The sequence below is a fragment of the Roseibium sp. JB4-4 genome, assembly GCF_055693425.1.
The window spans coordinates 2187637-2210074 of record NZ_CM146333.1; the positions used below are offsets into that span (position 1 = coordinate 2187637).

Below are 22438 nucleotides of genomic sequence, written 5' to 3' on the forward strand. Positions count from 1 at the left end.
AGATGACCCGAAGCCGTCATTCGATACCGTTGGTGCGAAATGGCGCTCAGCGGACGAAGCGAACCTTCGCTGCGGCTGCACCAAAGGCTGCTTTGACAAACTATCAGTCATTTAGAAAAACCTGCTTTTAACAAACGCGCCCGCAGGTCGTTCAGTTTGTCGGTGTCTTTCAGAGGAACACGATCAAGGTCGTTGACGCAGATATCAGGCAGCACTTTCTGACAAGATTTGACGGTTTTGACCGCGTCTTCTTGGTGACCGAGTGCCACATGGCTTGCGGCTAAAACAAAATGCGCGAAGTACCACCTTGGCATTCGGTGTATCGCCCGCTCTGCCCACTCGACCGCCGATTCAAACCGTCCGGCCATATAGTGCGCCAACGCAAGTCCCGAAAAGCGGAAGAAGATACTAGGATCGAGGGGATTAGAGCGGATGGCGATTTCCTGATTGGCGATGGCCTCTTCCGAGCGTCCAAGAATGCCAAGCAATGTACCAAGGCTGCCGTAGGCCAGTGAACAGTTTGGATTCAGAGCCACGGCGCGTTCCAAGGCTGAAAGGGATTCGTCGTATTTGAGCAGCCCCCAGCAAGAAATCCCCAGCGCCCAATGAGCATATTCATTGCGGTCGTCCAACTGCGTGGCACGCCGCGCCAAAGCGTAGGCCGTTTCCATTGGAGGCTGGACGTCCGGTACAAATCCCATGATGGCGATGTGGTGATTGATCAACGATAAGATCATGTTCGCCTCGGCGCTCTCAGGGTCAATCGCCAAAGCACGTTCCAGCAAGGTCTTAGCGTACGCGTAGCTTTCTGGTGTAAAATCATAGAGCAGATGCCAGGACCGCATAGTCAGCTCCCAAACGGTCAGATCGGGTCGTGATGCACGCTCGACTGGGTCTTGAATAGTACTGAGATGCACTGTCGTCTGGATAGACGCCACTACGTTACGAGTGATCTCATCTTGCAGATCAAAGACGTCCTCAAGCTGACCATCGTAGCGTTCAGACCAAACATGCCCACCGGTCGTCCCGTCGATAAGCTGCGCTGTCACCCGAACCCGGTCGCCTGATCGTCTGACACTACCTTCAAGGACAAACCGGACCCCAAGTTCTTCGGCGATGCGCCGGACATCAACGGATCGGCCTTTGTACGTAAAAGTCGTGTTGCGTGCGATGATAAACAACCAAGGAGAACGTGATAGAGCCGTGATGATGTCATCGCTGATCCCGTCGGAAAAGTATTCCTGCTCAGGATCGCCAGACATGTTTTCGAAGGCCAGCACAGCGATGGAGGGTCTTTCTGGCCGGGCGGGTCGTTCGATGGGCAGTTCAGTGAGCGTGGTCGCAACTGGGGTCAGCCTGTCACGCAGCGCCAACTTCGAGGATACACCAAGTTTGCGATAGATCGTGGCCAGATGCGTGCGCACCGTTGATGGCGCAAGACACAAGCGATCTGCGATCTGCTGATAGCTTTCGCCCTGTGCATAGTCCGCCGCAATTTGGTTTTCGCGGTCGCTCAGGACACTTGTATTGCCACGTTTCCCGGTCACGAATGCGCCGCCTGTATCGCACGGATCATGCGTGCGTTCTCTAATGCAATCACGCTTTGGGCCGCAAACATCTGTGCAAGCCGAGTGGTATCTTCAGAAAAAGGTCGGACTGTCTGGCGATAGATCGTGAATGCGCCAACCAAACCGTCACCGGCAAGCATAGGGATTGCCACAAAGGACCGCGCCCCGCCAAGATCGGCAGTGGCATAGCGCAAAGGATCATCGGTCTGATAAATCTCCTCTGATTTGACGTCGATGATATTAATGGTCTCACGCTGACTATTCATACGGCCGAGACCCGTTTCGGGGCTGACCGTGAAGACACCATTCGCTTCCAGCCAGGCCCGAAACGGTTTCGGAATGCCGACTGTGTGATTGGCCAGAAACCTGCCGTCTTGCTGATATTCGAACAGGATGCCAAATTCCGCGTCGCAAAGTTCTAGTGCGTAGGTCAGGATCAGCGGCATCACTGCGTCCAGATCTCCTTTGGCCGCACTTATGATCCGCAAGACTTCGCTGAGGGCCTTTTCGCGACTGATGGCTTCTTCCAGGCTCAAGGCCAATTCGGACACCACGGCGGCCATTTCGGATTGGCTGCGGGGCTCAGGGGCGTCGCCACTCAGATAGGTTGCCAGTTCTAGCTTCGAGGAGACCTCAAGTTTGCGGTAGATCGTCGCAAGATGCGTCCGCACCGTGGATGGCGCAATACAAAGCGCGTCGGCGATTGTCTGATAGGTCTCTCCACCCGCATAAGATTGCGCGATCTGCAATTCCCTTTGGCTGAGACCTGATTGTCCAGACACCTAAAACGCTCCTAAAAGAACAACTTGTGACGAGTTTGGTAAGAACGCGTTCAACAAGCAATCCTGCAAATGCTGTAGTTTGAATACTGCACGTCCGGTGCTGAATTTACAGCATCTGCACGATAGCTGAATTGATCAGCGCCGACCTAAGTTGCTGCCATCGGATCAACATGGAGAACAGCACAATGACACAATACGAAACCGCCAAAGCCTTCTTCGAAGCCTGCGAAACCGGCAAAGGGTGGGAAGGCTGCAAGCTTTTCTGCCACGAAGGGGCGGGCTTTTCCTGTCAGGCTGACGCGCTGGCGGAGACGGCAACACTTGCTGAATACGCTGAGTGGATGAAAGGGCTTCTGACCCCCGTACCGGATGGCCGCTACAAGCTGACGGCTTTTGCCGCGGATGAAACGCGCGGCACCGTTGTCGCCGCTGCCGAATTCCACGGCACCCAAACTGGGGAAGGCGGACCGGTTGCGCCTACGGGCAAAACTGTTGTCTCGGATTACGCCTATGTGATGCAGTTTGACGGCGACAAGATCAGCCACATGACTAAGATCTGGAACGACGTGCCCGCGCTCCGCGGACTTGGCTGGGCATGATGCGCTGGCGCATCCTTGGATTGCTGTTTCTGGCTCGTATCGGGCTTGGACTTCAGTTCCAAACCGTAGCGTCCGTTGGCGACGATCTCGTCGTTGCATTCGGGTTCAGCTATGCAGATATCGGTTTTCTGATCGGGCTGTTCATGGCCCCCGGTTTGTTCCTCGCTATACCTGCCGGGTATTGGGGGCGTTACGTCTCTGATCGCTTGATGGTGGTGCTGGGTCTATGCGCATTGGCATTGGGTGGGGCCGCATCGTCGCTTGCAACGGAAAGCTGGGCCATAGGGGTCGGCCGCGTTCTTGCCGGGGCCGGGTTTCTTTTCACAACGCTCTATTTCACCAAGATGGTCGCGGATTGGTTCGAAGGACGCGAGATTGCCACGGCCATGAGCATCCTTGTGATGAGCTGGCCCTTCGGGATCGCCATGGGCCAAATTGGCCACGCCTCGTTGGCCCAGACATACAGCTGGCAAGTCCCATTTCAGGCTGCTTCCATCTATTGCGTGATCGCAGCGCTAGGGGTCTATTTGTTTTACCGTCCGCCGCATGATTTGCCGGACGCGACAGACGGCGCGCCGGTTGCGCTGACCGGGCAAGAGTGGCGCTTGATGCTGTGTGCAGCGGCGGCCTGGGGCGTCTTTAACGCCGCCTATGTTACCTATCTTGCCTTCGCGCCAAAGGTTCTTGAGGCCCACGGCCAATCCACCATCGTTGCAGCCCGCATCATCAGTATTGCTAGTTGGATCATGATTTTTTCCGGTGCGGCCTGCGGGCAGTTCGTGGATCGTTTTGGGGGGCGGAACATTGTCTTGGTGGTCTGCATGGGGGGCGCCAGCGCGGGACTCTTGCTGCTGGGTCGCCCAGGCGCTGGCGTTGGAGCAAGCATTCTGTTTGGACTGATCGGCATGGCGCCTGCTGGCGTTATCATGGCAATGGCGGGTCAAGCCATGCGGCCTCAGGTCAGGGCCTTTGGCATGGGTGTATTCTTTACGGTTTACTATGCCATCATGTGGATCACGCCGCCATTCGCGGGTGCGATCCTTGATGCGACTGGCAATCCGCAAGGCCCACTGTTTCTTGCAATGACCCTCTTTGTTGCGGTGGTGCCGCTTGGCATTGCGTTCCAGCTTTTCAAAGGTGCGCCCATGATGGGTCAGGAAAGGAAAGTGTGACGATGGACATTCGGAAAACGGTTTTCACCAAGGAAATCATCACAGCAGATGAAATGGGGCAGGCGTGCGACCAGATCACACGCGTTGCTGCAATGGCGGTTGTCAGAAATCCATACGCTGGAGTTCATCAAGAAGATCTATCGCCCCTTTTCGACGTTGGCGCGCGGCTCGGAGAGCCGCTGACAGAGGAGCTTGTGAATATGCTGGGAGCACCCGCTGTCTGCTATGGCAAAGCCGTTCTCATCGGATCGTCTGGCGCAATGGAACATGGGGCTGCCCTGCTGCACCCCGCACTTGGCAAACCGGTGCGAGCAGCCGTTGGCGGCGGCAAATCCCTGATGCCTTCTAACCACAAAGTCGGGCCATTGGGCGGGTCTGTTGATTTGCCGCTGGGTCACAAGGATGAAGCATGGTCATTTGATCACATCGACACGATGACGCTCTGGGTGCCTGACGCGCCCCGCGCAGACGAAATCGTACTGTGCATCGGACTGTCGGACGGAACACGCGTGCATCCGCGCGTTGGAAAAGGCCCAAGACCCACTTGATCAAGCTTTCTTCTCAAAGCGGCCATTAAACCCAGATGCAGCATCGGTGAGAATGGGCTCGAAGTAGACCTTTGCTGCACAACCAACCGATGACGGCTATGTCGGTCTGGCGACAATGTCGGATCGACAGCTAAAGTCCGGGCTACCGTCAAAACCGGACATTGCCGTTTATGAGTACACGGCCTAGATCCATCTGTCACGGCGCTTACGCCCATGGCGTTTTTCAGCGTTTCGCTCCTTCAGCTTATGACCTAACGTGATGTTAATGACGTTGGGGGAAGTCAAATGGATGGAAAAGCGAAACGAATTCTTGCAGCTGTTTCTATCCCCTCGTTCTTGATAGGGACCGACTTTACCGGTGCCATGCTGCTTGTGACGCCTATCGAGCAGGAATACTCAGTCGACATCACCACCACCCAATGGGTGCTCAATGCCTACGCACTCACGCTTTCAATGGGTTTGGTGGCAGGTGGCAGGCTCGGTGACATGCTCGGTCATCGCAGATTTGTGCTTATCGGACTTGCCATTTTCCTGTTTGCTTCCCTTGCCTGCATCCTGGCACCCAACGTAACCGCCCTAATCGTCGCCAGAGCGTTACAAGGGATAGGTTCTGCGCTCATCTGGCCCTGCATTCTTGCGCTGGCGGCAACGTCTGTCGAAGAAGACGAACGGGCTCAGGCGATGGGCATCCTGATGGGCACGGTTGCCGGCGGCAACGTACTTGCACCCTTCATCGCCGGCACGTTGGCCGAGTTTGGCGATTGGCGCGGTTTCTTCGTTTTCAATTTGGTTTTTGCCTTGATCGCCATGATCTTGATTGCGCGTTTTATTGAAAAGGAAAGGGAACACAACACTGACGAGGTGGTGGATCTTGCGGGAATGGCCGTCCTCGCGGGCGGAGTTTTCTGCCTGCTTTTCGGATTGGACGTCGGTGCAGATCACGGCTGGACCGACTGGGTCACGCTTTCGCTGTTTGCAATCGCCTGTGTCCTTTTCGTTTTGTTTCCCTTTATCGAGAAGGCCGTGCAGGATCCGATGATCCCGGTGTCGATGATGCGTAATCACCAATTTGTCCGTACGCTTGCCTTGAACGGCCTGCCTGCCATCGTCCTTTTTCTTTGCCTGCTTTATCTGCCTCAATACATGCAAAAGGTTCTTGGCTGGTCGATCTTCTGGAGCGCGATGGGCATGTTGCCTCTGGCTGTCGTCGTCGCGTCGATGAACCTTGCCGTTGGAAACTACTACAATTCCGTTGGGCCCCGAAAACTGATGTCGCTCGGTCACGCCTTCCTGATGGCAGGCTGCATCGGAATGCTCTTCCTGCAAACGTCCTGGGGTTACCTCGCACTTGTGCCGGTCATGGTCTTGGTCGGATTGGGGGGAGGACTCGTCTTTGGTCCGGCCGGGACAGCAGCCGTCAATGCGGTCGGGGCAAAGGGAGCCGGCCTTGCCGGGGGACTGTCCTTCATGTTCCATTTAGGGCTGGGTGCCATCGGCATCGCATTTGCAACGTCGATGATGTTTCTCTCGGCAACCAGAGTGGTCGAGAATGCCCTGGCTGCCGCTGCGATAAAGCTTGGACCTGAGGACGTACACACGCTTGCGGCAGGAACGCTCAAGGATCCAGCCGTAGCTGCGATCATCGACAAATTGAACAGCAAAAATGCAGAGACAGTCACAGCCGCCGTTCGCGACAGCTTTGCTGAAGGATTGCACACCGCCTTCTGGTTCGGCCTCGCAGTCGCCGTGGCCGGTGTCATCGTCTCACTCAGCGTCAATGAGCAAAAACTGAAAACCGAACCGGAGCAGAACTGAGCCAATAGCAGCCTTGACAGGGCTTGCGCCGTTTAGTGCTTGTCCAAGGCAGCTGTTCGAATTTGGCTAAGGCTTGCAGCCGGAGTGATCGCTTCCGGATCCAGCTTGAGATGCAAGAATGCCGGTTGGCCGGAAGCCCGTGCACGTTCAAAAGCCGGACCGAACTCTGCGGTGGTTTCGACGGTCTCACCAAAGGCACGATAGCTTTTGGCCAAGTCGGCAAAATCCGGATTGACCAGTTTTGTCGCTGACGGACGGCCAGGATAGGTGCGTTCCTGGTGCATGCGAATGGTGCCATACATGCCGTTGTCGACAACGAGCACGATGATATTGGCACCTTCCTGGCAGGCCGTGCCGAACTCTTGCATGGTCATTTGAAGACATCCGTCGCCTGCAAAACAGACCACTTCCCGATCTGGAAACGCAAGCTTCGAGGCAACAGCGGCGGGAAGACCATATCCCATGGAACCGGAAGTTGGAGCTGCCTGTGTTCCAAACCGGCGAAAGCGGTGGAAGCGGTGAAGCCAGGTTGCATAGTTCCCCGCACCGTTGGTGCAAATGGTGTCATCGGCAAGATTTGCTTCCAGCCAGTCCATGACACCGGCCATCTGAAGGTCTCCCGGCGTTTGCGGCCGTGCTCCTGACCAGTCGAGATAATCCTGATGCGCGGTTTCGCTTTGACCGGCATTTTTCAACTCGTTCGGGGGCTGCACCCCTTCCAGCGCCTTGGCAAACGCAGTCGGGCTCGCGTGGATTGCAAGCGCGGAAACATAAACTCGGCCGAGCTCTTCAGCATCCGGATGAATATGGACAAGCTGTTGCACCGGAGACGGGATCTCAAGCAACGAATAGGACTGGCTTGGCATTTCGGAAAGCCGACCACCGACAAGCAAAATGAGATCGGAAGCCTTGATACGTGCCAACAGTTTCGGATTGATGCCGATCCCGACATCCCCCGCGTAGTTTCCGTGAAGATTGTCGAACAGCATCTGCCTGCGGAAGGAACAGGCGACCGGAAGATCGAAGCGTTCCGCAAAGCGCGTAAAGGCCGCGACCGCGTCTTCTGACCAGCGACTGCCGCCAAGTATGGCAATCGGTCTTTCGGCGGCCCAAAGCCGTTTTTGAAGATCTGCCATTTGCGTGAGGCCCGGGTAGGTCTCGGTCTGGATCCAGGCTGCTGGCTGCGCAACGTCGGCGGTTTCCACGAGCATGTCTTCCGGAAGCGCAAGAACCACCGGACCGGGGCGACCCGATGTCGCCACGTGATAGGCGCGTGAGATGAATTCTGGAACCCGGTCAGCCTGATCAATCTCGGCAACCCACTTGGCAATTCCGCCAAACATCTGCCGGTAGTCGACTTCCTGGAACGCTTCGCGCTCGCGCATACCGCGTTCGATCTGGCCGATGAATAGGATCATCGGCGTGGAATCCTGCGCAGCAATGTGAACCCCCGCCGAGGCGTTTGTCGCGCCCGGCCCCCGGGTCACCATGCAGATGCCAGGCTTGCCGGTCAATTTCGCATGAGCGTCTGCCATCATTGCCGCACCGCCTTCCTGGCGGCAGACGGTGACCGGGATCGATGCGTCGAAAAGAGCATCGAGAACTGCCAGATAACTCTCACCAGGGACGCAGAACACGCGGTCGGCCCCATGCCGTTCCAACGCGCCGACCAACAATTCTCCACCGGTCATCTGGCTCATGTTTTTCAGCTCCCAGTTCGCAACATTCGCTGTTCATTCTATAGCGTAACAAAGATCATGCCGTTAGACGCTGAAATCAGATTAATTGGCAATGAGATCATTCCCAATTGGATTGATATGCATGATGCTTTCCATTTGCTGCGGAGTGTCCTCTTGTCCACGCACAAAAAAAGCGCCGGTAAAACGGCGCTTCTGTCACACAAATATGCGGTAAAGCTCAGATCGACAGAACCGTCACCACTTGAAACGTGTGAAGCTCGCCATCTTCGTCCTTGATGGAAACATATTCACCCGGATTAAACGCGTGGGCCCCGAAACGGTAGCCCGCTTCATCGTCGTCATCTCCATCGATGTCATAGTGAAAAGCCCATGATCCGCCCGGACGGTGAATCAGATGGCCGATATCCTCTTGTTCATCACCCCAGAATCGACGTACCCGGCAATGATCACGCTCTTTCTTCCACAAGGCAGCGTCGATATGTCCGGTACCGTCCAAAGGTGCCGTGAACTCGTAGCCATGGCGTGCGGAACCTTGCGGAAACTCTTTGGTCCTGGCCAGGTTGAGCCTGATCTTTTTCAAAGCAGGATATTCGCTCATGAGAGCCTCCTTTTGCTGACAATCCAGATTATTTGTGACACATCGCTGTCACCTCACATTGAGAAGGATCAAACGCAGCTGTACTGAACCTGGGGCAAGGTCTACCGGCAGGCGAGATAAAGGAAACGACATGGTCCATACACAAACCCAGAACAAAGTCTTTGAGTTTCTCATGGGTTTGAAGTCTGACGACCCGGAACGTCCGGATAACAAGCGGATCGACACGCATGCCAACGTCGTTTTTCTTGTCGGCAGCAAAGCCTACAAGGTGAAACGGGACGTCAAATATCCTTTCCTGGACTATTCCACACTCGCGCTCAGAGAAGAAGCCTGCAAGGCCGAAATCACTTTCAACAAACCAAACGCACCGCAGGTCTATCTGAAGGCGCGGGCCATCACTGAAAACGCTGATGGCACACTTTCCTTCGACGGCAATGGTCCCTCTATTGACTGGGCGGTCGAAATGAACCGTTTCGAACGTCGGGACGAGCTGGACGTGCAGGCAGGCAAGGCACCGTTCAGCGATGCGTTGTGCGAAGACCTTGCCGACATGATGCTAGCAGCGCATGACGAGGCTCCGGTGCGTGACGGCGTCGCTTTTTATGAGGAACTCGCCACCTATGTCGAACAGAATGATGCTGCTTTTCATGAGCATCCTGACCTGTTTCCGACAGAAGATGTCCGGCACCTGACGGAGACCTCACGAACCACTCTATCATCCCTGCGGGACCTGATCCTCCGGCGCGGAGACCAGAAGCTCATCCGCCGGTGCCACGGCGATGCGCACTTGCGCAATATCGTCCTGATCGACACTAAGCCGGTGCTGTTCGATGCGGTGGAGTTCTCCGATTCCATCGCAACCGGCGACATTCTCTACGACCTTGCATTTCTTCTCATGGACCTTTGGGAGCGCGGACAGCCAAGTGCTGCCAATCGCGTCTTCAACAGATATCTCGACAAGAGCCAATTGGACGAGCATCCCGAAGGCCTTGCCGCCTTGCCTTTCTTCATGATGATGCGCGCGGCCATACGTTCGAAAATTGCGGCAAGTGCCGCACTCGCGCAATCGGATCCGAACCTCCGGCAAGGCCAGCAGGAGCAAGCCCGGAAGTATTTCCGATATTCGCAGGAGTTTCTGGCGCCGGCCTTGACCCGCCTTGTGGCCGTGGGCGGCCTCTCGGGCACCGGGAAGACCACATTGGCCTATGCACTTGCGCCAACCATCGGCCGTGCACCCGGTGCACGCGTCCTTCGAACCGACGTAATGCGAAAGAAAATCCTGAACATTCCCGAAACCGAGAAAGCCCCGCCTGAGGCATATACGCTGGAGGCCTCCAACGAGGTCTATCATGTAGTCGACGACACCATTCAGTGCATCTTGGCTGCAGGACATTCAGCTATGTTTGACGCGGTTTTTGCGTCCGAAAGCGAACGCCGGCGCATAGAAGAAATTGCCAATCGCGTGGAGGCGGACTTCCAGGGCCTCTGGTTGACTGCTCCGGAAGCCACGCTGAAAAAGCGCGTTGCCCAGCGCCTGGATGATGCATCTGATGCAACCACGGATGTGATCGAAAGACAGCTCGGATACGAACTGGGCCAATTGGATTGGCAGGAAGTGTATGCCGGAGGCAGCCGTGAGGAGACTGCGGCACGCGCCCAAGCAATTCTCAGGACAGTCTAGATCCCGACGGCTCTCAGGCCAGCTGCGACCAGAGCCGCGCAGAATACAGCTGCATATTCTTTCTTGAGTTTCACTTGGGCGGCGATGGCCACAACGAGACAAAGCCCGACGGCAATCCCGCCCTTGAGGACGATCGGAAGAATGGTCGACACGATGATTGCGCCCGGCAGTGCTTCCAGGCCGCGCCGAACACGCGGCGTGATCGACAAACGGCCCATGAGCCAATATCCACCGGCGCGCAAGGAATAGGTGACCGCCACCATCCCGATCACGGCAACAACGAACATCCAGTCCGATGGCAGAGCGCCACTTGCTGCGATCGCTTCACTCATCCAGGTAAGCTCCCGCAACGGCGCCTGCGACCGCTCCTGTGAAAATGCTCCAATAGCCACCGACCGCAATCCACGTCACCCAGGCGACACCGCCGGCAACAAGCCAGCTGACCGTCTGGCGTTTTCCCTTCCAGAGCGGCACGAGCAGCGCGGCAAAAAATGCGGGCAGGATGACATCAAGACCAAATGCCTTCGGGTCCGTGATAAGACTGCCTGCGAAGTAGCCTGGTATTACCGAAAGCGACCAAACGGCCCAGATGGTCAGGCCGCTTCCGAGGAAAACACCCCAGTCACGCGTTCCCTTTTCATATTGGGAAATGGCCAGCAGCCAGTTCAGGTCGGTCAGGAAGAAGAGAGCTGGGTAGGTTTGATATCCAGGCACTTGCCCGAGCCAGGGCCTGAGGCTTGCCCCGATCAACAGCATGCGCATGTTGACGGCCCCGGTAACGCCGACCATTGCGATCAGCAATCCCCAGGTCAGCGGCTGGTTGTAGACTTCCATTGCAACAAACTGACTGGCACCCGCAAACACGAGCGAATTGATCATCAGTGTTTCCAGGAAGGTCAGTCCCTTTTGTGCTGCAACTGTACCGAACACGGCGCTTAGCGCGATAATGCCGGGGAACACCGGAATGCAGAGCAAAGCGCCCTGAATGCAGCCTTTGAGACTGAGGGTGACATTTTTGTCCAGCATTTCCGTCCAAGAATTGAGGGGCGGACCATGCCGCACGAAGAAGGGAGACTATCGCCGATTATCGATCTGAGGACCAATGAATCCTTTTGATCCAACCATCACGAAATCTGCTCGCCGTTCTAAACCAGAACACCATAGATCATGCGAAGTCCGGTAAACCCGAGAAAAAGCGCAAAAACAAGCTTCAGCTTGGACGGATCGATCGCATGGGCGATTTTCACCCCGAGCGGGGCCGCGAGTGTGGACGCCGGAATGATCAACAGGAAGCCGATGAGGTTCACATAGCCAAGGGAAAACGGAGGACGCCCCTCCACACCCCACCCGAACCAGATTGAGAGCAAGGTTCCGGGCACAGCGATAATCAGGCCAATTGCGGCTGCGGTTCCAACGGCCTTTCTGATCGGGTAATTGAACAGCGTCAGGGTCGGCACGCCAAGTGTCCCGCCGCCAATACCCATCATGACCGATATTCCACCGATCAGGAACCCGAGCAACTCCTTAAGCGGCGCACCGGGCAGTTTATCTGCCAGGTGGGAACCTTCCTTTCGGAACATCATGTTGGCTGACACCGCCAGGGCGACAACCCCAAAGACAAGTGTCAACGCTCCACCGGAAATGTTCCCTGCAAGCGAGGCGCCTGCGATCACACCTATTGCGATCGCCCACCACCAGCGTTTCAGGAGATCTGTGTCGACACTGCCACGCTTGAAATGAGCGCGCGCCGAAGACGTACCGGTCGCCAGGATCGTCGCCAATGACGTTCCAACCGCAACATGCATCAGCACGGAAGGATCGATTTTAAGAGCCGTGAACATGTAGTAGAGAACAGGAACGATCACGATTCCGCCGCCAACTCCAAGGAGCCCGGCAATGATGCCGGCAACGACGCCAGTGGCCAGAAGTGCAAGAGCCAACAGGCCGAGTGACAATAGGCTGAGATCTTCCAAACCAGCGTCCTTGTTGTTCATGTCCCAAGAGCCCGACTTTATTCACCAGGCGTGACACTTGCGATTAGACCAGGCTGCAAAATTTTTCCAGCCAAATTACCTGTTATTCCGGCCTATGGGCAACGCTCGGACTTGAAGTCGAACGCGAATGCGGACAGTGTTCGATGGGAAATGACCGAACGAGGAGGAGACATGTTCGGCCACTGGCTCGCTCTTTATACATTCGCCCAATTTCGCAAGCGGGCGGACGATCCTTCCAATGATGCCTTTTTTTCCAATGAACCAGCTGTCTGGGCCGCGATGGAACGCGCAGAAGGTTTCATTGCCCGTTCCGGATACGAAGACGAGCCCGGAACGCGGAGCTGGGGCGAACAGGTGTTTCCCAAATACTGGATCGACAACGGTGACGGCTGGGCCCCTTCCACCATTTCTCTCTGGCAAGATCTGGATGGTGCGCTTGCCGCCGTCTATCGCGGCACACATGCGGAAATCCTGCGCCTTGGCCATTTGTTCGTGAAGGACGCTGAAGATTATCCGGCCTATGCATTATGGTGGGTGCCGGAAAACCATCAGCCGGATTGGGCCGAAGCAGTCGAACGTCATGAGCTTCTAGGCGACAACGGGCCGTCCCCGGAAGCATTTACTTTCAAGGTGGCCTTCGATCCCAGAGGCCGCGAACTTATTGTGGATGGTGCCCGCTCAAAAGAAATTGCCGAACGCAATCGATTGCGTGCCGATCTGCCCAAAGCAGTTCAATAAGCACTGTTCAAAAATCAATGACTAATTGTCAATATTTGACGCAATTGTAAAATAAAACATAGCAACGATCTTTAGCCCAACGGCGCATCGGCAAACTCTCCGATGCCAGGAATTGGGAAAGGATCGAGAGATGAACCAACTACTTCGACCATCCGCCGAACGTGGAAACGCGGATTTCGGCTGGCTGAAAAGCAAGCATACATTCTCCTTTGGCTCCTACTACGACCCGAAACACAGCGGTTTTGGCGCTTTGCGAGTGATTAATGAAGACAAGGTAGCTCCGAGCGCGGGGTTTCCGACGCACCCGCACAAAAATATGGAAATTATCTCTTACGTCGTTTCAGGTGCTTTGGAACACAAGGACTCGCTTGGAACCGGTTCGGTCATACGGGAAGGTGACCTTCAAAGAATGAGCGCAGGAACCGGAGTGCATCATAGTGAATACAATCACTCCGACACGGATCCGGTTCACTTCCTCCAGATCTGGATCGTTCCTGAGAAAGATGGCTTGACGCCCGGCTATGAGCAGAAAACATTTCCCACTGCAGAAAGACGGGACAACCTGAGGCTGATTGGATCCCGGGATGGCCGCCGAGGCTCGGTGGTAATCCACCAGGATGTAGACCTTTATGCCTCGCTGCTATCAGCCGGCAAGAGCGTTGCAATCGAAATTCGGCCTGGACGAAAGGGCTGGCTGCAAATCGTAAAAGGCGCACTTGGTGTGGACGGGCAGACCCTTGCGGCTGGAGACGGGCTCGGCCTGCTCCAGGCTGGCGAGGTGTCACTCGTCGCATCGCTTGACGCCGAGTTCTTGTTGTTCGATCTGTCAGCCTGATTGTGGAAGACGCGGCCACTGCGCCGCGTCTTCCTTTCCCTTTCACCTTGAAAGAATGGGCACCGGTTGACCACTGAGCCAACCGGGCCGCCACTTTCCGTTCATCGTTGCACGAAAGAGGCTTTCCAAAACCCAGAATAGCCTTGAACTTGCGCGTTCAGGCACAATGTTTGCGCTTGTTTCCAACATCCGGCAAATAGACCAAGCTCTTAAAAGACTCATTTCCGAGATTTCAAATAAGCGATCAACGCTGATCGGTCTTCGGCCAACTCGTAGCCGTTAAAACCCATTATTGTGCCAGGAACCAAGTTTTTTGGAGACCGAAGAAATTCATCCAGTTTTTCCTCGCTCCAAATGCGCTCGGCCCTGGCGTATTCAAGCAGTGCTGGCGAATAGCGATCAAATGCAGGATCACTCGCGATCGGCTTACCAACAACATCATCAAGAAAAGGGCCAACTGACTGTTGATTGTCGGAATTGTGGCAAAGTGCACATTGCGCAAATAGCTGTCTTCCCCTCTCGATCGGGGCCTCAATAGTCACGGCATCGGGTTGGGCGGTGAACCTGGCCCTCATTGCCAGCAACTCTTCCGACTGCACTTCCGACAACCCGTTTCTGACATCCAACATCGCCATGGCCTGGGACCAGGTCATGTCCGCCTCGATCTCTCCAATTTCCGCCCCCAGGTGTGCAACACGGGAGGTGTCGATGCGTTGACCGGACAACGAGATTTCGAGAACACGCATAAGCTGAGCTCTTACAGCCAAGAACTTTGGAAATTCCGTGGCATTGTGCAAGGCAGCTTCTCTTAGCCGGTCGACCTGGGAAGGAGTGAGGATCTCCATCACCTGTTCAGCAACGACCCCTCGCTTCACGCCATGATTGGAATCTATCCGCAGGGCCACAAAGCCAAAATGCTGACTTGGTTTGCCGACCACTTCGAAATCATTGAAGTCTTGGGATCCGGTTGTCCAACTCAAGAACCTGGCTGAAATATTCACCAGCTCTTTTTTGTCCGCCTTTGAAAGTTTCTTAAATCTCAGGCCGCCAGCACCGTTGCCTTGCTGAGCTTCTCCTGACATGTGCGCAACGCGAATGGCTGTCAGCGTCTGCTTCTGGTCGGCTGAAAGTGTTTGGGCAATGTCTCCAAAAGTTTGTGCAAGCACACGCCCAAGCTCTGCCTCGCGCGCACCATAGTCGCGCCCAAGATCTATGAAGTGCTCCTTGCTTAAGGGTTCAAACGCAAGCAACCCTTCCAAGGCACGGTTCATCTCCTGGCGCGCCTCTTGAGCATCTTTCAACGCGTCCATTTGATCGCGTACCAGCGACACCATTGCTGCACGTTGCCGCTCGTTCAATACGGACAGTGTTTCTTGGGCTATCCGGCTCCGCTTGAGACTGTGTCCACTCGCAACCCTTAGTCCCACGAACCCGAAAAAATTGGCCAAGCGGCCTACAGAAATGTAGTCGTTGTTCGCTGAGTTTCCTGTCAGCCAAGTCAACGTTCTGGAAGCGACAGCCTCAGTCAGTCGTCGGTCATCAACTTGAATTTTGCTTATGTCTCGAAGCGCTGTGCTTTCACCTGGGGCTGCTGCAGTACCGGAGGACGTAAACGATAGTGATAGAGCCAGAAGGCTAAGGGTCACAAATATTGCGGTGCTTTTCGACATGGAACTACTCGCGATTAGAGGAGCAATCCCATCAGATTGTAATCGCACCGCGTCGCACACTTATGCCAACGACGGGGCTATCTGTAACAAGTTGTAATTATCGCAGCCACGCAATCGGCGCTCGGCGCGTCGATGCGGCGGGCAGTAAGACATTCAGTTGAAAATGGTACAGACGAGTGGATTCGAACCACCGACCTTCGGAGCCACAATCCGACGCTCTAACCAACTGAGCTACGTCTGCATAAGGTCGTCAAAGTGGGGCGGACAATACTCGTCCGAACCGCCATTTGCAAGGCGTCTTCTAACGCCGTTTCGCTTTACCGGCAAGCGAGAAATTTGATGAAAAAACCTGCCTGTTGAAAAGCAAATGCCCGAGGCAAAGCCCCGGGCACATGTTGGTTCTCCGCGGCATCGCCGCAGTATCAACTTGGATTAGTTGACCTTCAATTCCTTGAAGGATTTTTCGAAAGCTTCCTTGACCGGAGCAGAAACGTCTGTGCCGAGTTTAGTGGCAAGATCCTGCATTTCCTTGGTCTGTGCGCTCATCGCATCGAACTGCTGGCGTGCGAAAGAAGACTGAAGCTCAATAGCCTCAGCAACGGTTTTCACGGACATGATGTCTTTCACAAAGGTGAAAGCGGCATCAGTGTTGGCTTTAGCAGCGTCGACGGCTTTGTGATTGAATTCAACAACACCCTGGCGAGACGTTTCGAATGTGTCTTCCATCAGGTCAGTCGCATCTTCAGCTGCGGTTTTCACCTTTGCATATGCTTCACGTGCGTTTTCGATGCCCTTTTCAGTGGCTTCGCGGAACGCAACCGGAACTTCCATGTTAGGCATTGCGAAGGCTTCGAAATCCGGGAAAGCAACGCCGGCAACCGGTGCAGCTTTAGCCTTGGCGGCACGTGATTTCGGAGCAGCTTTTGCTGTAGTAGTCTCAGTCATGATCTCATCTCCTTGAGTCCGGATGCGATCATTGGTGCAAATTCTTTCCGCCGATCCATTCGTCGGCGGACCTTGTCGTCATCCGCAAACACTACATAGTGCAGGTCGTGTTGCATTGCAACATTTTTTTGCACTGCACAACAAAACTCCGCAAGGCTTTTCGGCGATGTTGCCGCATTCGTCTTTTCCGGCAAGGAGATACCGGAGCCGATACGGCGCGTATGTCCTAAATTGGAAACCGGCCATTGAACGTAACCGCTCTGGTCGCGCGAAATATAGAAGGCATCAAGGTGGGCTCATGTGAGCTCAATCAAGTGGTCTGGCGCGCACGGTGTTGCCCAGCGCGCCAGCCAATCTTTTAAAGGCAGATGCTATTTTTTCTGTGCGGCCTTGGTGGCGTCCTGAACGGCCTTGGTGGCGCTGTTGGAAAACTCCCGGGTCTGCTCGCCAAGGGTTTCCATCTGATTGCGCAGATAGTCCTGCTGCAACTTCATCATGTCTTCGACATTGTCTGCCTTGACCAGATCCTGTGCAAACTTGAAGGCTGCGGTGACATGTTCTTCTGCGTAGGTCAGCGCCTTCTTGTTAACGTCCGCTGCGCCCGCCTGCATCGCGTTTGCACTGTCTTCCACGTTGGTGACAGCCTTTTGGGTGGCACCCATGAAGTCATCAAATGCCTTGCGAGCCTGATCGACGCTCTTTTCGGCAAAATCGCGCATCTGCTCGGGGACTTCGAAACCGTTCTTGTCTGTGCTCATGACTGCACTCCTAAGGTCGACGGAAGAAAATTCGGGTCGGGCTCGTTGAAGACGTAGCTTACAAAAAGTTCGTAACATGGCGATGGCATTCGGGCAAACGGGCAGCGTTTCGGGTTAACCACGCCTTCATGTAAGCCCTTTAACAACATTGCTTTACATGGACGGCGTAGGCGATTGCTTGTATTAACGGAGTGTTTACCACTTGCGGCAAATTCAGCAGCCGCGTGCCCTGTCACCCGGTGTTGCAGACCAGTTTGGAGCTGAGCCATGGACGGTACGACCCAATCATTCCTGGAACTGACAGCCAAGGATGATCTGGTCCAGCTCGTCGCCGACAAAAAAGCTGCCTGGCTTTGGTCGTCGGACGGCGCGCGTATCCTTTGGGCCAACGCAGCAGGTGCGTCCTTTTTTTCCGCGCATTCCGTCGCCGACTTGAGAGGACTTGTGTCCCTTGAACGGTCGCCGGCACGCCCGCATATCGCGCGTATTGCCGAAAGCGGTGCGACTGACAAGTTCAGCATCGACCGGCTTCGATTCTACCGAGGGCTGAGGGTCATGCTGTTGACCTGCCAATGCAAGAAACTGGAACTCGGAAACGGCGAGACCGCGGCCCTGATCGTTTGCGGCGACAAGGGCCTTATCACCACGAAAGATCCCGTTGACACGTTTGCGCAAATGGTCGCGTCAAGCTCGACAACCGCATTCGTTATGTCCGGTGATCAGATCGAACATCGCATTGGTGTGCTGGAAGGTACCCCGGAAAACCCGGACTTGCCGGACGCTCAAAATGCGGTTTTCGGGCCTTTGACAATTAATGGCGGACTGCATGAAGGTGCCGCCCTTGATCTTGGGACCGGTCAGAAGCTGATCGTTCTAAGCGATACGCCGCTATTAGATGACGATCCAGAGGACGCTGAACCCGGTCTTGAGGCCTTGTCCGGTGGAGCCATTTTGGCAGCTGGAGCAGGCACAGCCGCGCTCGCTGCGGATCCAGCCTCACCGGTACAAGCCGGGGATGATTTGGCCACCGATCCTGAAGACCCCACCCAGTCTGATCCCGTGAGCGAAACTCCGCCTCGGAATTCAGAAACCGACGGTTCCCGCAGTGCGGAGAACGAGAGCGATACCTCCGCATGGGTGCGTGCCGACGCGGAAGAGGTCGACACGGACACGGAAAGCAGTGTTTCTGAACTGGACTCGCCCGCAGACGATGCCGATGCAATCGCAAAGGCCGAACCTGGTGAACCAGAGGCCAAGACAGCCGAAGTTGCGAGCGAAACCGATAGCTACGAAAGCGACGGATCCGATGGCGGCACGGACACCGAGGCCGAAGAACCTGAGCCGGAAGACATTGCGGACAGCGCTGAAACTGCCGGGCAATTTGTGTTTCAGCCGCTCCGGCGGCCGGTACGCTTTGCCTGGAAGATGGACATCGAGCAGCGCTTCACATTCCTCTCCGATGAGTTTGCCGACGTTTTGGGCCCGGCTGCGACAGACATTGTCGGCAAAACGTGGGCCGAAGTCGCCAGTGTGTTCGATCTTGACCCACGCGGCCAAATTGCAAGAGCTTTGGACCGGCGCGACACCTGGAGCGGAAAGACCGTCGACTGGCCAGTAACCGGCGCGGCATTGCGCGTTCCCGTAGACATGGCCGCCCTGCCCGCTTTTGACCGCCATCGGAAATTCGAGGGGTATCGTGGCTTCGGCGTTTGCCGTTCGGCCGATGCCGTTCAAGACCAAAACGGCTTGGTTGTCGCGACGGCGGGAGCCATTGTGGCAAACAATGCAAACGACGTTGGAGATGAGACTACTGCAAGCGTCGCCGACGTGGATGATACCGTCGAAGACGAATTGGAGAGTAATCCGGATACGATAACTTCCTCAAATGATGAAGCCCTTGCAGACGCAGATGCAGATGTAGATGCAGACGTTTCTGAAGAAAACACTGAGGTTGTCAATTCCGGCACTTCAGAAGAATCCGGCGAGGCATTGCCCTCCGACGACGACTTAGAAATCGAAGCCCACACCGATACCCAAGGTGCCGAGGACCTGGATACTCTCGAACAAGACAGTGAAAACCAGGAAACCGCAAACGGGATTGCGACCGATGATGCTGGGTCCAAACCAGAACCAGAGAACCTCCACGAATTGAAGCCGGCACAACCGGATTCTTTTGCTGGAAAAACTTTTCTTGGTGCAAGTGCGGCCGCGCTTGTCGGCTCGCTGGCAAAATTCACCGGAAAGTCTTCCAAAGAAACGCCTGAAGAGCCGACACCTCTCCCGGAGCCCGATAATTCTGATGAATTGACCGGTGAGCCGCTCTCCCTGACCGAAGAGTTGCAGCAGGTGGCCGCGGCATTGGACAAAGGTGACCAGCAAGGCTCTGACGCGCAAGAGATCGACGCCGATACAGACGAAGACGCTAAATTGGAAGTTGCGGCGTCCCTCGACACCGTAGACGGCACCAATGACATAACCGAAGTTGCCGAGATCCTCGGGGACGATGAGGCTGAGCAAGAAACACCTGACGATCAATCGGCCGACGAAAATCTCACAGCTGCAGCCGATAGCGCCGGTACAGATGACCATGGCGACGCCGAACCGGCACCCCAGACCGACGACGAGATATCTTCGGATCAGCACCTGGAAGACGCGGAAAGCAAGAGCGAAGCTGACGCTGAAGTTCAAGACGACGAACCGCTCGGCATTTCAGGTCCGGCGGCTCTCAAGCCAGCTGAAATCGAAAGCGCCGTAAAATCGTTGGCAAAGACCTACAAGGCCAACGAAAAATCAACGGCCGACCTCTTCGACAATGGCGACGCTACTGCTGACACATCCACTGAGCAGCAAGAGACGAGCCGGGAACCAGACAATGCCGATGAAGACACTCTGAGCCATGACACCGATGCGTCAGAAATCGCTTCGGAAAAGGACACTGAGCAAAGCGATACCGACGAGCAAGATTTCTTCGAAGAAACAGCGGCCTTCGAGCAGGAAGACAAGGCCATAGAAGCTGATGACGTTGATGAGCCGGAGCCGCAAAAAACCGGCGAAGTCATTCCGCTCGCAACGGTGAGGCCTCGCGTGGTACCGGTCGACACATCTGGCCTTTCGCGGCCTGAACGACAGGCCTTCCGCAAGATTGCGGAAGCACTCGGCGCGCGCCTGGAAGGCGATCTCGGAGACTTTGAAGAACCGGATCCCGTTCAAGAACCCGAAGAAGAGCTTCCGCCTGAAATGCCTGAAGCGGGACCGATTGATCCCAGCCTTCTGGACCGACTGCCGATTGGCATTTCAATCGTACATGAGCGCGAAGTGCTTTATGCAAACAAGGCACTTCTGACGATGATCGGTTACAAGACGACAGCCACTTTGTCGGAGGCCGGCGGTCTGGAAGCTCTTTTCATTGACGACACCGAAGATCTGCCGGATGCAGAAGGCATGGACGGCGAAGTCGATGAGGCAATGAAGCTTCGCCTTGCCGATGGCGGCGTCCTGAATGTCGACGCTCACATGCATTCCGTTCCCTGGAACGGAGGCTACGGCCTGATGATCTCGATCACAGAACGTCCGATGAAGGCAACCGTGCCAACCACGGCACCGACCTCACCCAACTTTTTGCCGAAGTGCGCGGCGAACTCGACACGGCCCGCAACCAGATTGCCGAGATGGACACCATCCTGGAAACGGCAACCGACGGTGTGCTTGTGCTCGATCAACGCGGAACCATTCTCAAGGTTAATGGATCAGCTGAGGCCCTTTTCAGCGCGAACCGTGCAGATATGATTGGCGCGCCCTTCACCGAATTCCTTGCACCGGAAAGCCATCGGGCGGCCGCGGACTATCTGGACGGGCTGTCGCGAAACGGTGTTGCCAGTATTCTCAATGACGGCCGTGAAGTGCTTGGCAAAGTGCCAAGCGGAGGACTGATCCCGCTCTTCATGACCATGGGCCGCATCACGAACGGTCAGGATGAGGCAAAGTATTGCGCCGTGCTCCGCGACATAACCCAATGGAAGACGGCTGAAGAAGAGCTGACGCAGGCCAAGCGTCAGGCCGAAGACGCAAGCTCGGCCAAATCCGACTTTCTGGCCAAGATCAGCCATGAAATTCGCACGCCTCTAAATGCGATTATCGGGTTTTCCGAGGTAATGATGGAAGAGCGTTTCGGCGCCATCGGAAACGACCGTTACAAGGACTATCTGAAGGACATCCGTACATCCGGTTCCCACATCATGAGCCTGATCAACGATCTTCTGGACCTTTCCAAGATCGAGGCGGGCAAGCTGGACTTGAAGTTCACGGCCGTTTCGACAAACGATGTCATCAACGAGTGCGTGGCGCTGATGCAGCCACAGGCCAATAGGGACAGGGTCATCATAAGAGCCAGCCTTCCGGACTCCGTTCCGGAAGTCGTGGCCGATCCACGTTCCCTGCGCCAGATCGTTCTCAACTTGCTTTCGAATGCCATCAAGTACAACAAATCCGGCGGACAGGTGATTTTGTCGACGGCTCTTGAAAGCAATGGTGAGGTCGCCTTGCGTGTGCGCGATACGGGTACGGGCATGACCGCAAAGCAGCTTGCTGCGGCGCTTGAACCTTTCCGGCAACTGCACACAGCCAGCCGCGGCGGTGGCACCGGCCTGGGGCTTCCGCTGACCAAGGCGCTGGTTGAAGCCAATCGAGCGAGCTTCCATATCGATTCCACTCCCGATCAGGGCACATTGGTGGAAATCATTTTCCCCACGCAGCGGGTCCTGTCGGAGTAGCGGCTGCTGCAAGGCAGGAGCCGGGAATTGCGCCTGATGGCCGTACCGGTCAATCGTCCACCGACGCTTGTGAGCAGCTCTATGACAGCGCACTTGCCGATTGCCCCTGCAAGCAGCCGGATATCTTGGCGCCGGTCGGACCAACACGCTTTCTGCCTCAGCGGGTAACAGTGCCGGACGAGGTTTCCGTTGCGCTCTCTCAGGGCTGAAACGAATTGCCGCAGGCCTAGCTCACGTTTTCGTGAACACTTCCATATGCTTTGGTC

The 22438-nt window shown here is 55.6% G+C and carries 19 protein-coding genes and 1 tRNA gene; 9 read left to right on the forward strand and 11 right to left on the reverse strand.

Annotation, left to right across the window (positions count from 1 at the left end):
- Positions 1–107 precede the first annotated feature (107 nt).
- The gene (locus ACZ1HV_RS10070) at positions 108–1547 is read right to left on the reverse strand and encodes a LuxR C-terminal-related transcriptional regulator (RefSeq protein ID WP_472717986.1); all 1440 of its coding nucleotides are present in this window, start codon (positions 1545–1547) and stop codon (positions 108–110) included.
- A complete protein-coding gene (locus tag ACZ1HV_RS10075) occupies positions 1544–2350 on the reverse strand; it encodes a LuxR C-terminal-related transcriptional regulator (protein ID WP_472717987.1) in 807 nt (268 codons plus the stop codon). Before ACZ1HV_RS10075 ends, ACZ1HV_RS10070 begins: the two co-directional genes overlap by 4 nt.
- A gap of 185 nt (positions 2351–2535) precedes the next feature.
- Here ACZ1HV_RS10075 and ACZ1HV_RS10080 point away from each other — a divergent pair, with 185 nt between their 5' ends.
- From ACZ1HV_RS10080 to ACZ1HV_RS10095, 4 genes are all read left to right on the forward strand, one after another.
- Entirely contained in the window at positions 2536–2949 is a 414-nt protein-coding gene (locus ACZ1HV_RS10080; protein WP_298820940.1) for an ester cyclase, read from the forward strand.
- Positions 2946–4121, forward strand: coding sequence for an MFS transporter (locus ACZ1HV_RS10085; protein ID WP_472717988.1), 1176 nt, complete (start codon positions 2946–2948; stop codon positions 4119–4121). Before ACZ1HV_RS10080 ends, ACZ1HV_RS10085 begins: the two co-directional genes overlap by 4 nt.
- A gap of 2 nt (positions 4122–4123) precedes the next feature.
- A complete protein-coding gene (locus ACZ1HV_RS10090; RefSeq protein ID WP_472717989.1) occupies positions 4124–4669 on the forward strand; it encodes an amino acid synthesis family protein in 546 nt (181 codons plus the stop codon).
- A gap of 285 nt (positions 4670–4954) precedes the next feature.
- On the forward strand, positions 4955–6484 hold the full coding sequence (locus tag ACZ1HV_RS10095; RefSeq protein ID WP_472717990.1) for an MFS transporter: 1530 nt from the start codon (positions 4955–4957) through the stop codon (positions 6482–6484).
- A gap of 32 nt (positions 6485–6516) precedes the next feature.
- On the opposite strand, the gene ACZ1HV_RS10100 is transcribed toward ACZ1HV_RS10095, so the two are convergent.
- Positions 6517–8184: a thiamine pyrophosphate-binding protein gene (locus ACZ1HV_RS10100; protein ID WP_472717991.1), complete on the reverse strand. Its 1668-nt coding sequence runs from the start codon at positions 8182–8184 to the stop codon at positions 6517–6519.
- A 217-nt stretch (positions 8185–8401) separates the two neighbouring features.
- Positions 8402–8782: a hypothetical protein gene (locus ACZ1HV_RS10105; RefSeq protein WP_298820951.1), complete on the reverse strand. Its 381-nt coding sequence runs from the start codon at positions 8780–8782 to the stop codon at positions 8402–8404.
- Between the two features lie 130 nt (positions 8783–8912).
- Between ACZ1HV_RS10105 and ACZ1HV_RS10110 the strand changes: the two genes are divergently transcribed.
- Positions 8913–10463: a bifunctional aminoglycoside phosphotransferase/ATP-binding protein gene (locus ACZ1HV_RS10110; RefSeq protein ID WP_472717992.1), complete on the forward strand. Its 1551-nt coding sequence runs from the start codon at positions 8913–8915 to the stop codon at positions 10461–10463.
- On the opposite strand, the gene ACZ1HV_RS10115 is transcribed toward ACZ1HV_RS10110, so the two are convergent.
- From ACZ1HV_RS10115 to ACZ1HV_RS10125, 3 genes are all read right to left on the reverse strand, one after another.
- Positions 10460–10795, reverse strand: coding sequence for an AzlD family protein (locus ACZ1HV_RS10115; protein ID WP_298820954.1), 336 nt, complete (start codon positions 10793–10795; stop codon positions 10460–10462). The two genes, ACZ1HV_RS10110 and ACZ1HV_RS10115, sit on opposite strands and share 4 nt — an antisense overlap.
- The gene (locus ACZ1HV_RS10120) at positions 10788–11489 is read right to left on the reverse strand and encodes an AzlC family ABC transporter permease (RefSeq protein WP_298984784.1); all 702 of its coding nucleotides are present in this window, start codon (positions 11487–11489) and stop codon (positions 10788–10790) included. Before ACZ1HV_RS10120 ends, ACZ1HV_RS10115 begins: the two co-directional genes overlap by 8 nt.
- A gap of 119 nt (positions 11490–11608) precedes the next feature.
- On the reverse strand, positions 11609–12457 hold the full coding sequence (locus ACZ1HV_RS10125; protein ID WP_472717993.1) for a sulfite exporter TauE/SafE family protein: 849 nt from the start codon (positions 12455–12457) through the stop codon (positions 11609–11611).
- Positions 12458–12607: 150 nt separating this feature from the next.
- On the opposite strand from ACZ1HV_RS10125, the gene ACZ1HV_RS10130 reads away from it, so the two are divergent.
- Both ACZ1HV_RS10130 and ACZ1HV_RS10135 read left to right on the forward strand, forming a co-directional pair.
- Entirely contained in the window at positions 12608–13195 is a 588-nt protein-coding gene (locus ACZ1HV_RS10130; protein ID WP_472717994.1) for a DUF3291 domain-containing protein, read from the forward strand.
- A 130-nt stretch (positions 13196–13325) separates the two neighbouring features.
- Positions 13326–14030, forward strand: a complete 705-nt coding sequence (locus ACZ1HV_RS10135) for a pirin family protein (RefSeq protein ID WP_298984782.1) — start codon at positions 13326–13328, stop codon at positions 14028–14030.
- Between the two features lie 218 nt (positions 14031–14248).
- On the opposite strand, the gene ACZ1HV_RS10140 is transcribed toward ACZ1HV_RS10135, so the two are convergent.
- From ACZ1HV_RS10140 to ACZ1HV_RS10155, 4 genes are all read right to left on the reverse strand, one after another.
- Positions 14249–15700 (reverse strand): c-type cytochrome, encoded by a 1452-nt coding sequence (locus ACZ1HV_RS10140; protein WP_472717995.1) that lies wholly within the window; start codon positions 15698–15700, stop codon positions 14249–14251.
- 164 nt (positions 15701–15864) lie between these two features.
- Positions 15865–15941, reverse strand: a tRNA-His gene (locus ACZ1HV_RS10145).
- 191 nt (positions 15942–16132) lie between these two features.
- Positions 16133–16645: a phasin gene (locus ACZ1HV_RS10150; protein WP_472717996.1), complete on the reverse strand. Its 513-nt coding sequence runs from the start codon at positions 16643–16645 to the stop codon at positions 16133–16135.
- Positions 16646–17016: 371 nt separating this feature from the next.
- Complete coding sequence (locus ACZ1HV_RS10155) at positions 17017–17403, reverse strand: phasin (RefSeq protein WP_298820969.1); 387 nt, start codon at positions 17401–17403, stop codon at positions 17017–17019.
- A gap of 267 nt (positions 17404–17670) precedes the next feature.
- On the opposite strand from ACZ1HV_RS10155, the gene ACZ1HV_RS10160 reads away from it, so the two are divergent.
- Both ACZ1HV_RS10160 and ACZ1HV_RS10165 read left to right on the forward strand, forming a co-directional pair.
- A complete protein-coding gene (locus ACZ1HV_RS10160; RefSeq protein WP_472717997.1) occupies positions 17671–21189 on the forward strand; it encodes a PAS domain-containing protein in 3519 nt (1172 codons plus the stop codon).
- The gene (locus ACZ1HV_RS10165; RefSeq protein WP_472717998.1) at positions 21072–22172 is read left to right on the forward strand and encodes a PAS domain-containing sensor histidine kinase; all 1101 of its coding nucleotides are present in this window, start codon (positions 21072–21074) and stop codon (positions 22170–22172) included. Before ACZ1HV_RS10160 ends, ACZ1HV_RS10165 begins: the two co-directional genes overlap by 118 nt.
- Positions 22173–22438 lie beyond the last annotated feature (266 nt).